Below are 13404 nucleotides of genomic sequence, written 5' to 3' on the forward strand. Positions count from 1 at the left end.
ATGACGTCACTTCGTCACAAGGGTCTCGACTCGGCTCGACCACCCGGAGACTCGGCTCGACCACCCGGAGACTCGGCTCGACCACCCGGACACTCGGCCGCGAGCCCCGCCGATCTCGCGCTGGACGCCGCCCGCGAGGCGATCCTCGCCGTCGGCTGGAGCCGTACGACGCTCACCGACGTCGCGCGCCGGGCGGGCGTGAGCCGGATGACGATCTACCGCAACTGGCCCGACATGCGCGCACTGCTGGCCGATCTGATGACCCGCGAGTGGAGCGCGCTGGTGCAGGCCGACACCGAGGCGACGAACGCTCTGGACCGCCTCGTCCGCAGCGGCGTCGCGACCGTGCGCGCGATCCGGGCCAACCCGCTGTTCGCCCGCGTGGTCGAGCTCGATCCCGAGCTGCTGCTGCCCTACCTGCTGGACCGCCCCGGACGGTCCCAGCGGCTGGTCATCGAGGTGGTCGCCGACCAGGTGCGGGCCGGCCAGGCGACCGGCGAGGTCCGCGACGGCGACCCCGAGCTGCTCGCCCGCAGCGTGGTGCTGGCCTGCCACGGCTTCACCCTGTCGACGCAGACCATGACGGGCGCCGGGGTGAGCGAGCAGCAGCTCGACGACGAGCTCGCCGTCCTGCTGGAGAGGTACCTGCGCCCGTGAGTGCCCCCGGTTCGACCGCCACCATCACCGCCGGGAGCAACGGCATCCCGGACCGGACCGACGTCCTCGTCGTCGGCCTCGGCGTGACCGGCGCCGGCGTCGCGCTGGACGCGGTCTCGCGCGGCCTCGACGTGGTGGCGGTCGACGCCTTCGACGTCGCGTGGGGCACCTCGCGGTTCTCCTCCAAGCTCGTCCACGGCGGCCTTCGCTACCTGGCCAAGGGCCAGGTCGGGATCGCCCACGAGAGCGCGGTCGAGCGCGGCATCCTCATGGAGCACACCGCGCCGCACCTCGTGCACGCCCTGCCGATGGTGATGCCGCTGACCGCCGACATCACCGGGCCGCAGGCCTGGCTCGCCCGCCGCGGCGTCGGTGCCGGCGACCTGCTGCGCCTGCTCGCGCGGACGGGGCGCGACACCCTGCCGAAGCCCCGGCGGATCAGCGCCACCGAGACCCGCACCCTCGCCCAGGTCGTGCGCCACGACGTCCGCGGCGGCATCCTGTCCTGGGACGGCCAGCTCGAGGACGACGTCCGCCTGGTCGTCGGCCTGGCCCGCACGGCCGCCTCGCTCGGCGCCCACATCCACACCCGGACGCGGGCCGTCGAGCTGACCGGCACGGGTGCGCTGCTGCGCGACGAGCTCACCGGCGAGGAGCGCCGGATCGAGGCGCGCACGGTCGTCAACGCGACGGGTGTCTGGGCCGACCAGCTGGTCGAGGGGATCCGGCTCAAGCCGAGCCGCGGCACCCACCTGGTCGTTCGCAAGGACGCACTCCCGGGCGTCCGCTGCGCGGTGATGGCCCCGGTGCCCGGCGAGAGCAACCGCTACGTCTTCGCCCTCCCCCAGCCCGACGCGACGTTCTACGTCGGCCTGACCGACGAGCCCGTCTCCGGCGCCGTGCCCGACGTGCCCGAGGTGCCGGAGGACGACATCGACTTCCTGCTCTCGGTGATCGGCCGCGTGCTCGAGCGGCCGCTGACCAGGCACGACGTGGTCGGCGCGTACGCCGGGCTGCGACCGCTGCTGGAGAGCGACGGCTCGACCGCCGACCTCTCGCGCCGGCACGCGGTGCTGGTCTCCGGCACCGGGGTGGTCACGATCGTCGGCGGCAAGCTCACCACCTACCGGCGGATGGCCGAGGACGCGGTCGACCGGGCGGTCACGGTGTCCGGGTTGAGCGCGGGGCCCTGCCGCACCCGGCGGCTGCCCCTCCTCGGCGCCGGCTCCCGCGAGGAGCTCGCCCGGGTCGACGCACCGGAGCGCCTGGTGCGGCGCTTCGGCACCGAGGCACCGCTCGTCGTCGACAACGCGCTGGCCCACGGCCTGTCCCGCGACGAGGCACTGGCCCCGGTCAGCCCGGCGATCCCGGCAACGCTGGCCGAGCTCGTCTTCGGAGTCACCCACGAGGGCGCCGCGGACGTCGCCGACCTGCTGGACCGGCGTACCCGGATCGGGCTGGTACCGGTCGACCGTGCGGTCGCCGAGCCGCTGGCGCGCAAGGCTCTCGACGTCGCCGCCACCGGCTAGCCGGACACCGGCCGGACCAGCCCGTGGTCGTAGGCGTAGACGATCGCGGCGGGGCGGTCACGCAGGCCCAGCTTGGTGAAGATCCGGCCGATGTGGCTCTTCACGGTGAGCTCGGAGATGAACAGGTCACCGGCGATCTCGTTGTTGGACCGGCCCGCCGCCATCGCGACCAGCACCTCCAGCTCACGCGCAGTGAGCGTGTCCTGGGCGACCGCCCGGGTCGACGAGGCGGCGGGCGCGCTGCTTCGGAAGCTGCTCAGCACCCGTCCGGTCACCGCCGGATCCAGCCACGAGTCGCCCGCCGCGACGGTGCGGACCGCGCGGATCAGGTCGTCGGCCGACGAGTCCTTGAGCAGGAACCCGGCGGCGCCGGCACGCAGCGCCCCGGAGAGCATCTCGTCGTCGTCGAACGTCGTCAGCACGAGCACCGGCGGCGCGCCAGGCGCCTCCGCGAGCCGCCGGGTGGCGGTGATCCCGTCGACCGCGCGCATCCGCAGGTCCATCAGGACCACGTCGACCTCGTGGCCCGCAACGGCGGCCGGGACCTCCGCACCGTCCGCGCACTCCGCGACGATCTCGAACCCGTCGCGCCGCCGCAGGATCCGACGCAGGCCCGAGCGAACCAGCTCCTGGTCGTCCACGAGCACGACGCGCACGGTGGCGTCGTCGGTCACCGCAGGATCCTCGGCAGCTTCCGCCCGCACCACAGCTGGCCGTTATCCTGGTGCAGCGGGACCCGTACGTCGACCAGCCAGTCGGCTCCGTCCGGCCCGGCGACGACCGTGGCACCGAGCTGCTCGGCGCGGGCCCGCATGCCCTCGAGCCCGGATCCGCAGTGGTCCGCCGGACCGCCGTCGCCTGCGGGAAGCAGGTTGCGCACGCTCAGCCGTGCCTGGCCGGGGCGGACGGTGAGCTGCACCCGAGCGGTCGAGTCGGGCGCGTGCTTGGCGATGTTGGCCAGCGACTCCTGGGCGATGCGGTAGAGGCCCAGCCCGGTCGCCGGTGCGAGGATCGCCGGGTCGCCCTCCTCGGCGTACTGCACGTGCAGCCCGGCCTGCTCCATCTGCGCGACCAGGCCGCCGATGTCGCCGGCTCCTGGCAGCACGCGCGTGTCCGACGGGCCCTCGGTCAGGGTGCTCACCGTCTGCCGGATGTCGGCCATCGCCTGCCGGCCGACCTGCTCGGCGTCGGCGAGGGCCGCGTCGACCTCGGCCACCTCGAGGCCGCTCGACGCGTCGTCGACGTCGCGCAGGGCGTGCCGGGCGCCGGTGATGTGCAGCAGCGTCACGCTGAGCGAGTGCGCGACGAGGTCATGGATCTCCCTCGCGATCCGCTGTCGCTCGGCGAGCGTCGCCCGCTCGCGCTCGCCGGCACGGGCGGCGCGCTCGGCGGCGAGGGCGCGCATCTGGGCACGGACGATGCACCCGATCGCGAAGCCCAGGAGGACGTCGAGCACGTGGACCGGTCCGCCGACCAGGGCGGTGTTCTGCGCGAACCCCGTGATGGTGGCGACCGACAGCAGCCCGACCAGCGTGCCCGTGCGGACCCCCTCCCGGCCGACGATCTCTGCGGTGAAGAGGGCCAGGAGTGCAGGCGCCGTGTCGATCGTTCCCGTGCCCGCGACCGGATCGGTGAGCAGCCATGCACCGGCGCCGAGCACGACCGCGGTCTCGGCCCACCACGGCGTCCAGACCTGCAGGCCGACATGGACCACACCCGGCACCGCCACGAGTGCCAGGGTCAGGACCAGTGGTGACCCGAAGGCGTCCCGCAGGCCGAGCGCGACTAGCACACAGGCGAGCTGGCCGCCGATCGAGATCACCGGCACCCACCACGGGTAGGCCAGGCCGTACCGCTCGACACTGTCCTCGATCCGGGCGCGGACCACCGCGAGACCGGTCACCACGGGCCGGGCCCAGCCGGTGGTCCGCGGGGCGTACATGTCCCCAGCGTAGGGACCGGGGGCCGTCGTGGCATCCGCCTGCGGTCGGGCGCCGGTGCTCCTACCAGGGTCGGACGCGATGGGTACCGCGGCCCGATGTCGCCGGGCGCGTCCGTGCGTAGGTTCGAGTCACCGACAGCGACGACGACGCCCAGACCCGGGCGGCAGACCGAGAGGCGGTGAGCGACATGGGCTGGACCGAGACCCACCGCAGGTGGCAGGCACTCCAGGAGATCGAGGCGTGGGCGAACGCCGGTACGCCGGACGAGCTGCCGTGGAGCCCCGAGTACGCCGAGATCTTCGGCGACCCCGACGGGCTGATCACCGCCCTGCGCTCACGCTGGGAGCAGGCCCGGCGCGCCCAGCTGGACTCGCACCTGCCGGAGCGGGTGCTCGAGGAGCAGTGGCGGCGGCTGCACGCCCGCCACGCCGGCGTCCTGCGGCTGCTGGAGCGCCACGACACGGCGCAGGTCTCCGCCTGACCGAACAGCTACTTGCGAACAGTTTGCAACAACCACGTTCTGGCTCTAGCGTGGGCGCGTGACCCAGCTGCTCGAGCCGACCACCGCGCCGGTCGAGCGGCCGCGTGTGTCCGGTGAGCAGAAGCGGTCGCTGTTCCGCTGCCTGGCGTTCGTCGGGTTCCTCCATGTCGTCGGCTGGGGCCTCCTCGTCGGTGTGGTCGCCCCCGGTCACTACGAGGTCGGCGGCCGGCTGCTCGGCGTCGGGCTCGGCCTCACGGCGTACACCCTGGGCATGCGGCACGCCTTCGACGCCGACCACATCGCGGCGATCGACAACACCACCCGCAAGCTGATGGGTGAGGGCCAGCGACCGATGAGCGTCGGCTTCTGGTTCAGCCTCGGGCACAGCTCGGTCGTCTTCGTGATGGTGATGGGCATCGCCCTCGGCGTCCGGGCGCTCGCCCACGGTGTGCAGGACCAGGACTCCACGCTGCAACAGGTCGCAGGCGTGTGGGGTCCCTCCATCAGCGGCGTGTTCCTGGTCGTGATCGGCCTGGTGAACCTCGCCGCCCTGGTCGGCATCCTCCGGGTGTTCGCCCACATGCGCAGCGGGCACTTCGACGAGGCCGAGCTCGAGCAGCGGCTCGACAGCCGCGGAGTGCTCAACCGGGTCCTCGGCACCGTCACGAAGGCGGTGCGCAGGCCGTGGCACATGTTCCCGATCGGCTTCCTGTTCGGCCTGGGCTTCGACACCGTGACCGAGATCGGCCTGCTCGTGATCGCCGGTGGAGCGGTCGCGGTCGCCCTGCCCTGGTGGGCGGTGATCACGCTGCCCGTGCTGTTCGCCGCCGGCATGTCGCTGCTGGACACCCTCGACGGTGCGTTCATGAACATCGCCTACGGCTGGGCGTTCTCCCGGCCGGTGCGCAAGGTGTACTACAACATCACCGTGACCGCGCTGTCGGTCGCGGTCGCGATGATCATCGGCCTGGCCACGCTCGGCGGCCCGCTCACCGAGCGGCTCGGCATCCACTCCGGCCCCGTCGCCTGGCTCGCCGGGCTCGACATGGAGTACCTCGGGTACGGCATCGTGGTGCTGTTCTTCGCCGCCTGGGCGATCTCGCTCGCGGTGTGGCGCTACGGCCGCATCGAGGAGCGGTGGTCGGCGCACCTCCGGTGACCCGTGACCGGTTCCGTCGTTGACTGCTGCACGGGGGAATTGTTCAGATATCGTGACGCGGTGGTGACGGGGTGATCGGCAAGGCTGGCCTGGTGGGCGGGGTCGCTCTGGTCTGGGCGCTCACCTTCGTGCTCATGGGCAGCGACGTGCTGCCTGCTGTCTCGCACCACGACACTCCCAAGGCTGCGGCCACGTCGAAGACCGCCACCTCGAAGGCCACCGCTTCCGCCTCTGCCTCTGCGCCCTCCGCGACCCCCAGCGGCACGGCCACGCCGGACACCCCCGCACTCGCGGCCGCGGCGGCCGAGCAGCTCGCCCAGGCCAAGCCGCTCGCCGGCAAGGTCCTGGTCCACCGGCCCAATCCACGGCGCTCGGCACCGCCGGTGCTCACCTTCCGGATGGCCACGTTCAACGCTCTCGGCAGCTCCCACACCCGTGGCCGCAACCACCGCAAGCAGAAGGCCTCCGGGCCGGCCCGCACGGCGCGCGCGGGCGGCTACGTCCTGGACAACGACATCGACCTGGTCGGCTTCCAGGAGCTGCAGGCCGACCAGCGCGGCGCCTTCATGAACGCCACCGGTGGCCGGTTCGCGCTGTACCCCGGCAACGAGCTGGGCAACGGCGACGGCGAGAACTCCATCGCCTACCGGCTCGACACCTGGGAGCTGGTCAAGGCCGACTCCATCGCGATCCCCTACTTCGGCGGCCGGCCGCGCAACATGCCGATCCTGCTGCTGAAGAACAAGAAGACCGGCATCACGGCGTACTTCATGAACTTCCACAACCCCGCCGACACCGCGGAGTTCGGCAAGCAGGGCCGCTGGCGGGCCGCGGCGACCGACCGCGAGGTCGCGCTCTTCAACCAGCTCAAGGACGACGGCTACCCGTTGTTCGCGACCGGTGACATGAACGACCGCGGGCCGTGGTTCTGCGCGGTCGCCCCCGCCGGCAACCTGGTGGCGGCCGCAGCGACGGTCTTCGGCCAGAACGGCTGCGACGTACCCGGGTTTCGGATCGACTGGATCGTCGGGTCGCAGGGCGTCGAGTTCTCCGGCTACCACGAGGACAAGAGCGGCCTGGTGTCGTGGATGACCGACCACCCGGTCGTCGTCACCGATGTCACCGTCGACAGCACCGTGTTCCCGAAGTCACTGACGGCTCCCGCGGACACGCCGCCGGCCTAACCTCTCGCGGCCTGCAGGAACGCGCGCAGGATCGGACCGGCGGTGTGCGAGCCGGACTCACCGGTCTCCACGAACACCGCCACCGCCAGGTCGCCCTGTGCGGCGATCATCCAGGCATGCGTCGGCAGCGACCCGGACGACGCGGACGCGGAGCCGTACTCCGCGGTCCCCGTCTTCGCGATCACGGTCGGCGGCGCGAGCGAGCGCAGCAGTGAGCCAGAACCCTGCGTGACCACGGCGTGCATCATGGCGCGCAGGTGGTCGGCCTCGTCGGCGGTCAGGGGATCCGTCGGCGGAGAGACTGGAGCCGCACCGGCGGTGCTGCCGTCCTCCTTCGGCACCACCAGCTGCGGCACCACGGTGTCGCCCTTCGCGACGCTCGCGACCACGGCCGCCATCGCCATCGGCGAGGCCAGCACCTTGCCCTGCCCGATCATGTCGGCCGCACCCTCCGTGTCGCTCGCGGGAGCCGGCACCTGCCCGAAGTACGCCGGGAAGCCGAGGTCGTGGTCGATGCCCACGCCGAGCGACGCCGCGGCCCGCGCGAGGTCGGTATCGTGCAGCCGGTCGTGCTGGGAGATGAACCCGGTGTTGCAGGAGTTCGCGAGCGCGTCGAGCAGGCTGATCCGGCCGAGGCGGTCGGCCGGGTAGTCGGAGTAGTTCTTGAACTGCTTGCCGTCGACGGTGATCGTCGGCGTGCACGAGACCGGTGACCCGGGCCGCAGCCCGGCGCGCAGCAGCGCCAGCGCGCTGACGACCTTGAAGGTGGAGCCCGGCGCGTAGCGGCCGAAGGTCGCGGTGTTGTAGCCCTTGCCGCCCGGCCCGCTGGCGGCCGCGAGGATCGCGCCGGTCGAGGGCCGCAGCGCCACCACGGCGCTGGCCGGACCGACCCCGGCGAGCAGGTCGTCGGCACGCTGCTGAAGCCGCAGGTCGAGCGTCGTGTGCAGGTCCGCACCCGGCTCGGCGTCCGCCTCGAAGAGCGTCTTCGGCTCCGGAGGTTGCTCGCCGGCCTTGGCTGCCGGCACCGCGGAGACCTTGATCCCCGGCTTGCCGCCGAGCTGCTCGTCGTACCGGAGCTCCAGGCCGGACAGGCCGGCGTCGTCGCCCGCGTGCAGTCGCCCGTCGCTCTTGTCGATGAGCTCCTTGGTGGCCGGGCCGACGGTGCCGAGCAGCTGCGCGGCGAACTCCTTGGTGGGCGCCAGCGGCAGGTGGTCGGAGATGCCGCGCGCACCCGGGATCGTCCCGATCTTGCCCAGCAGGTCGTTGGGGACCTTGTCGTGGCGCAGCGCGAGGGCCTGGACGAAGGCCTTCGGACCGGCCTTGGTGACCTGGTCGGAGTACGCCGCCGCGTCGATGCCCACCAGGTTCGCGAGCTGCCGTGCGGAGTCCGCAGCCGCGTCGGCGGGCACCTGTGCGCGGTCGATGCCGAACCTGATCACGGGACGCGCAGTGACCAGCGGCTGGTCCTCGGCCCCGAGGATGTCGCCACGCTCCGCCTTGATCCGGGTGACCTGGAAGGTCTCGCCGCCGGAGAGCGAGCTCTCGAGGATCGAGGGCTTCCAGGACACCCGCCACTCTCCGCTCTTCTCGACGAGCTCGGCGTGCGTCTGGTGCTTCCACGTGTGCCCGGCGAGGTCGACCGACCAGTTGAGCCGGACACTCGCGGTGTCGCCCGAGCGGGTCACCTGGTCGACCCGGACCTCGGCGGGGTAGCCCAGCGACTTGGTCAGGGCGGCGTACTCCGCAGGCGCCTTCGGGTCGGTGAACCCGATCTTGCTCACGTTGCCCTCCCCCAGGGCCGTCGCGAAGGCCTCGGCCGCGTCCCGCGCGTCCGCACCCTTGCTGAAGAAGCAGCCGCTGGTCGCGAGTGCGAGGAGGAGCACGAGGACGGGCAACCGCCGAGAGGTCATGCAGTGATCCGACCAGACGCCGGGGCACGGTTCAACTCGGTCCTCGGCGTTCCCGTAGCCTTCCCCGGTGCAGATCCGGGGCCTCTTCGCCGACACCGCCCCCTTGCGCAACCCGCACTTCCGCCGGCTGTGGTCGGCGAACATCATCACCGTGATCGGCGCGCAGCTGACCGTGGTCGCGGTGCCGGCGCAGATCTACGCGATCACCGGCTCGTCGGCGTACGTCGGCCTCACCGGTCTGTTCGGCCTGGTGCCACTGGTCGTCTTCGGCCTCTGGGGCGGTGCGCTCGCCGACGTGATGGACCGGCGGACCATCCTCGTGGTCACCACCCTCGGCCTGATCGCGACGAGCGCCTGCTTCTGGCTGCAGGCCGCTCTGGGCGCCGACGACGTGTGGCTGCTGCTGGGCCTGTTCTCGGTGCAGCAGGCGTTCTTCGGAGTGAACCAGCCGACCCGCAGTGCGGTGCTCCCCAAGCTCCTGCCCGATGCGCAGCTCCCCGCCGCCAACTCGCTGAACATGACGGTGATGATGGCCGGCGCCATCGCCGGGCCACTCGTCGGCGGTGCGCTGATCCCCCTCGTCGGCTTCTCCTGGCTCTACCTCATCGACACGGTCACGCTCTTCGCCACGCTGCAGGCCGTCGTACGGCTGCCCCGACTTCCCGTCGAGGGGGCCGCCGGTACGCCGGGGCTGCGGGCCGTCGTCGACGGGCTGGCCTACCTGCGCGGCCACCCCGTGCTGCTGATGTCCTTCCTGGTCGACCTGATCGCGATGATCTTCGGGATGCCCCGGGCGCTGTTCCCGCAGATCGCACACGTCGACTTCCACGGGCCCGCCGAGGGCGGCCTCGCGTTCGCCCTGCTCTTCGCGGCCATCCCGGCCGGCTCGGTGATCGGCGGGGTCTTCTCCGGGTGGGTCTCCCGGATCCGGAGGCAGGGGCTGGCCGTCGTCGTGGCGATCGCCGTGTGGGGCCTGGCGATCACCGGGTTCGGGCTCGCAGTGGCGTTCGCGGACAGCGCCGAGTCACTGATGCTGGCCCTCGCCGTGCTGATGCTGGTGATCGGCGGCGCCGCGGACATGGCGTCGGCCGCCTTCCGGCAGAGCATGTTGCAGAGCTCGGCCTCCGACGCCGTCCGCGGCCGGCTGCAGGGGGTCTTCATCGTGGTCGTCGCCGGCGGTCCGCGGATCGCGGACGTGGCCCACGGCGGCGCCGCGGCCGTGGTCGGCACGGCTGCGACGGCCGCCGGGGGCGGGGTCCTGGTGGTGCTGCTGGTCGTGGTCGCCGCGCTCGCGGTGCCCGGCTTCGTGCGGTACCGCCTCGGCGCGCCCGTCGAGTAGCCCCGATCAGACCTCGGCGTGCTCCAGCCAGCCGGCGAACGTCGGGCCGGCGAGGATCGCACCGGGTCGGGGCAGCAGCGCATCCCGGTCGGCGGCGGCGTAGACGTCGTGCTCGGGGTCGACCACCTCGACCTTCGTGGGCCGGCCCCGCTTCGCCGCGACCAGGGTGGCGGCGTCCAGCAGGTTCTCCGGTCGCGGCCCGCCGATCTCCAGCGCTGGACCGTCCTCGTGCGCCCATGCCGGTGCGGCGACCAGGTTCGCCATCGTCTCGGCGACGCTGCGGGCCGCGACCAGCTGGGTGCGCATGTCGGACACGTACCCCACCTCGCCCTGCGTGCCCCAGTCGAGCAGCTCGCCGACGAACTCGTGGAACTGCGTGGCGCGCAGGATCCGGGTCGGCACCGGTCCGGCCAGGGCCAGCTGCTCCTGCTTGAGCTTGGCAGCGCCGTAGCCGTCGGTCCACCGGTCGATGCCGACGATCGAGACCAGCAGCATCCGGCCGATCCCCTTCGCGTGCGCGGCGTCCTGGAGGTTGCGGGTCGCGGCGGTGAAGAACGCCGTGGCCTCGGCCTCGTCGGGCGACGGCCCGGTGGCGGCGTCGATCACGGCGTCGACGCCCTGCAGCGCGCGCTCGAGCCCGACACCGGTGGTGAGGTCGATCCCGTGGGTACGGGAGATCGGTACGACGCCGTGACCGCGCTCCTCGAGCACCCCGACCAGGTGCTTGCCGAGGCGGCCGGTCGCTCCTGCAACTGCGATCAACATGAGTGGCTCCTTCTCGTCGTTACGACGGGTTGCTTGGATTCGTCGTAGTGATGACGGAACGCAACGGCGGAAGGTAACGACGTGAGCACCCAGGAAGCACTGGCGGCCGAGTTCGAGCAGCAGCGGCCGCACCTCAGGGCGGTCGCCTACCGGATGCTCGGCTCCCTCACCGAGGCCGACGACGCCGTGCAGGAGGGCTGGCTGCGGCTGAGCCGCACCGACGCCAGCGGCGTGGACAACCTCTCTGCCTGGCTCACCACGGTGGTCTCCCGGATCTGCCTCGACCAGCTGCGCTCGCGCAGGGCCCGGCGGGAGGACTCGCTGGAGGAACGCCTTCCCGACCCGGTGGTGACCCGCGTCGACGCCGATCCGCACGGAGACCCCGAGCAGCACGCGGTGGTCGCCGAGGCCGTCGGGCTCGCGCTCCTCGTCGTGCTCGAGGAGCTCGCGCCGGCCGAGCGGCTCGCCTTCGTCCTGCACGACATGTTCGGGCTGCCGTTCGCCGACATCGCCCCCATCGTCGAGCGATCGCCCGACGCCACCAAGATGCTGGCCAGCCGTGCTCGGCGACGGGTGCAGGGCGCCCGGACCGTCCCGGACCCCGACCTGTCCCGGCAGCGCCAGGCCGTCGAGGCGTTCCAGGCCGCCGCCCGCGCCGGCGACTTCGACGCGCTGCTGCAGGTGCTGGACCCCGACGTGGTGCTGCGCAACTCGGGGGCGGACGGTCTTCACGTCGTACGTGGCGCCGTCGCCGTCGCCTCCGGGGCGGTCACTTTCCAGCGGCTGGCCCTGTCCTCGCATCCAGTGCTGGTCAACGGGGTCGCCGGGGTGGCGGCCACGGACGACGGCCGGCTCTACTCCGTTGCCGCGTTCACCGTGGTCGACGGGCGCATCGTCGGGATCGACATCGTCACCGACCCCGCCCAGCTGCGGCTGGTCGACGTCGGGTGACTTCCTCCGTGCCCTGCTCGAACCGGAGCGTCCGGCCCAGGTCGCGTCGCAGGGTGGTGGCGGAGTCGATGAAGTAGTTCTGGCGGACCCGCCAGGGACCGCGGTGTCCCTGGCGCGGGAACTCCTCGATCGACCGCTGCACGTAGCCCGACGCGAGGTCGATCAGCGGCCGCGCCTCGAGCGCGCGGTCGGGCACCGGTACGACGGACACGGCACCGCGCCGCGCCATCTCGTTGAGCACCCGGCACACCAGGCGCGAGCTCAGGTCGCCGCGCAGCGTCCAGGAGGCGTTGGTGTAGCCGATGCAGACTGCGAAGTTCGGCAGCCCGGTGAGCATGGTGCCCTGCCAGACGAACAGCTCTCGCAGGTCCACGGCAGCTCCGTCGACGCTCGGAGTGATGCCGCCGAACGCCAGCAGCCTCAGCCCGGTGGCGGTCACCACCACGTCGGCCTCGAGGACCTTGCCGCTCGCCAGCCGGATGCCGTCGGGCACGAACCGGTCGATGTGGTCGGTGACCACGTCGACCCGGCCCTTGCGGATCGCCCGGAACAGGTCACCGTCGGGCACGATGCAGAACCGCTGGTCCCAGGGGTCGTAGGTCGGTGTGAAGTGCGGGTCCAGCAGGGCCGGGTCGCCGAGCGACCGCGCCGTCATCCTCCTCAGCACCCGGCGCGCGAGACGGGGCGCCTTGCGGCAGAACAGGTAGAACGCCTGCTGGGTGAGGATGTTCTTGCCGCGGATGACGCGGTGGGCGACGGCCGCCGGCAACCGTGCCCGGAGCGCATCGGCTGCCGGGTCCCGCGCCGGCAGGGACGTGATCCACGTGGGGCTCCGCTGCAGCATCGTCACGTGTGCCGCATCGGCGGCCATCGACGGCACCAGCGTCACAGCGGTGGCACCGCTGCCGATCACCACGACGCGCTTCCCGGCGTAGTCGAGGTCCTCCGGCCAGAACTGCGGCCTGACCAGCTCGCCGGCGAAGTCGTCGATCCCGGCGAGCTCCGGCTCGTGGGCCCGGTCGTAGTCGTAGTAGCCCGCGCACGAGTACAGGAAGCGGCACGTCATGGTCGCCTCGCTCGTCGTCCCGTCGGCCGCGGTCCGGGCGAGCGTGAGCGTCCACCGGCTCTCGGCGCTCGACCAGTCCGCCGCGAGCACCTTGGTGCGGAAGCGGATCTGCTCCTCGACACCGTGCTCGGCCGCGGTCTCGTGGATGTAGCGCAGGATCGACGGGCCGTCGGCGATCGCCTTGGCGTCGCGCCACGGCCGGAACGGGTAGCTCAGCGTGAACATGTCCGAGTCCGAGCGGATGCCCGGGTAGCGGAAGAGGTCCCAGGTGCCGCCGACCGCGTCACGCGCCTCGAGGATCGTGTAGCTGCGCTCGGGGCACTCGGCCTGCAGCCGGCAGGCCGCGCCGATCCCGGACAGGCCGGCTCCGACGATCACCACGTCGACGTCAGGCTGCACAAGCACCTCCGGCGGTGAGCC

12 protein-coding genes are annotated in these 13404 nt (G+C 72.4%); 7 read left to right on the forward strand and 5 right to left on the reverse strand.

Going from position 1 to position 13404, the window contains the following annotated elements:
• Together ACVW00_RS20460 and ACVW00_RS20465 are read left to right on the forward strand one after the other, a co-directional pair.
• Positions 1-657 carry a TetR/AcrR family transcriptional regulator gene (locus ACVW00_RS20460; RefSeq protein WP_457112738.1) on the forward strand — a complete coding sequence of 219 codons (657 nt, stop codon included), beginning with the start codon at positions 1-3 and terminating at the stop codon, positions 655-657.
• On the forward strand, positions 654-2186 hold the full coding sequence (locus ACVW00_RS20465; protein WP_457112739.1) for a glycerol-3-phosphate dehydrogenase/oxidase: 1533 nt from the start codon (positions 654-656) through the stop codon (positions 2184-2186). The genes ACVW00_RS20460 and ACVW00_RS20465 overlap by 4 nt, the downstream gene beginning before the upstream one ends.
• Here ACVW00_RS20465 and ACVW00_RS20470 read toward each other — a convergent pair.
• A complete protein-coding gene (locus tag ACVW00_RS20470; protein ID WP_457112740.1) occupies positions 2183-2860 on the reverse strand; it encodes a response regulator transcription factor in 678 nt (225 codons plus the stop codon). The two genes, ACVW00_RS20465 and ACVW00_RS20470, sit on opposite strands and share 4 nt — an antisense overlap.
• Positions 2857-4128: a sensor histidine kinase gene (locus ACVW00_RS20475; protein ID WP_457112741.1), complete on the reverse strand. Its 1272-nt coding sequence runs from the start codon at positions 4126-4128 to the stop codon at positions 2857-2859. The genes ACVW00_RS20470 and ACVW00_RS20475 overlap by 4 nt, the downstream gene beginning before the upstream one ends.
• Positions 4129-4316: 188 nt before the next feature.
• On the opposite strand from ACVW00_RS20475, the gene ACVW00_RS20480 reads away from it, so the two are divergent.
• The 3 genes from ACVW00_RS20480 (at position 4317) to ACVW00_RS20490 (ending at position 6953) form a co-directional block, all read left to right on the forward strand.
• A complete protein-coding gene (locus tag ACVW00_RS20480) occupies positions 4317-4610 on the forward strand; it encodes a hypothetical protein (protein ID WP_457112742.1) in 294 nt (97 codons plus the stop codon).
• 58 nt (positions 4611-4668) lie between these two features.
• Positions 4669-5769, forward strand: a complete 1101-nt coding sequence (nicT, locus tag ACVW00_RS20485; protein ID WP_457112743.1) for a Nickel transporter NicT — start codon at positions 4669-4671, stop codon at positions 5767-5769.
• 92 nt (positions 5770-5861) lie between these two features.
• Positions 5862-6953: an endonuclease/exonuclease/phosphatase family protein gene (locus ACVW00_RS20490; protein ID WP_457112744.1), complete on the forward strand. Its 1092-nt coding sequence runs from the start codon at positions 5862-5864 to the stop codon at positions 6951-6953.
• On the opposite strand, the gene ACVW00_RS20495 is transcribed toward ACVW00_RS20490, so the two are convergent.
• A complete protein-coding gene (locus tag ACVW00_RS20495) occupies positions 6950-8863 on the reverse strand; it encodes a penicillin-binding transpeptidase domain-containing protein (protein WP_457112745.1) in 1914 nt (637 codons plus the stop codon). The genes ACVW00_RS20490 and ACVW00_RS20495 overlap by 4 nt on opposite strands.
• Before the next feature lie 67 nt (positions 8864-8930).
• On the opposite strand from ACVW00_RS20495, the gene ACVW00_RS20500 reads away from it, so the two are divergent.
• Positions 8931-10202: an MFS transporter gene (locus tag ACVW00_RS20500; RefSeq protein WP_457112746.1), complete on the forward strand. Its 1272-nt coding sequence runs from the start codon at positions 8931-8933 to the stop codon at positions 10200-10202.
• 6 nt (positions 10203-10208) lie between these two features.
• Here ACVW00_RS20500 and ACVW00_RS20505 read toward each other — a convergent pair whose 3' ends face one another.
• The gene (locus tag ACVW00_RS20505) at positions 10209-10967 is read right to left on the reverse strand and encodes an SDR family oxidoreductase (RefSeq protein ID WP_457112747.1); all 759 of its coding nucleotides are present in this window, start codon (positions 10965-10967) and stop codon (positions 10209-10211) included.
• 81 nt (positions 10968-11048) lie between these two features.
• Between ACVW00_RS20505 and ACVW00_RS20510 the strand changes: the two genes are divergently transcribed.
• Positions 11049-11918, forward strand: a complete 870-nt coding sequence (locus tag ACVW00_RS20510; protein ID WP_457112748.1) for a sigma-70 family RNA polymerase sigma factor — start codon at positions 11049-11051, stop codon at positions 11916-11918.
• Here the strand turns inward: ACVW00_RS20510 and ACVW00_RS20515 are convergent.
• Positions 11878-13389: a flavin-containing monooxygenase gene (locus ACVW00_RS20515; protein WP_457112749.1), complete on the reverse strand. Its 1512-nt coding sequence runs from the start codon at positions 13387-13389 to the stop codon at positions 11878-11880. The genes ACVW00_RS20510 and ACVW00_RS20515 overlap by 41 nt on opposite strands.
• Positions 13390-13404: the final 15 nt, after the last annotated feature.

This window comes from Marmoricola sp. URHA0025 HA25, from assembly GCF_054059435.1.

Bases quoted from the DNA above. Each gene is read 5' to 3' on its own strand.
- ACVW00_RS20495 (WP_457112745.1), bottom strand. From the start codon at position 8,863: ATGACCTCTCGGCGGTTGCCCGTCCTCGTGCTCCTCCTCGCACTCGCG.
- ACVW00_RS20505 (WP_457112747.1), bottom strand. From the start codon at position 10,967: ATGTTGATCGCAGTTGCAGGAGCGACCGGCCGCCTCGGCAAGCACCTG.
- ACVW00_RS20475 (WP_457112741.1), bottom strand. From the start codon at position 4,128: ATGTACGCCCCGCGGACCACCGGCTGGGCCCGGCCCGTGGTGACCGGT.
- ACVW00_RS20460 (WP_457112738.1), top strand. From the start codon at position 1: ATGACGTCACTTCGTCACAAGGGTCTCGACTCGGCTCGACCACCCGGA.
- ACVW00_RS20480 (WP_457112742.1), top strand. From the start codon at position 4,317: ATGGGCTGGACCGAGACCCACCGCAGGTGGCAGGCACTCCAGGAGATC.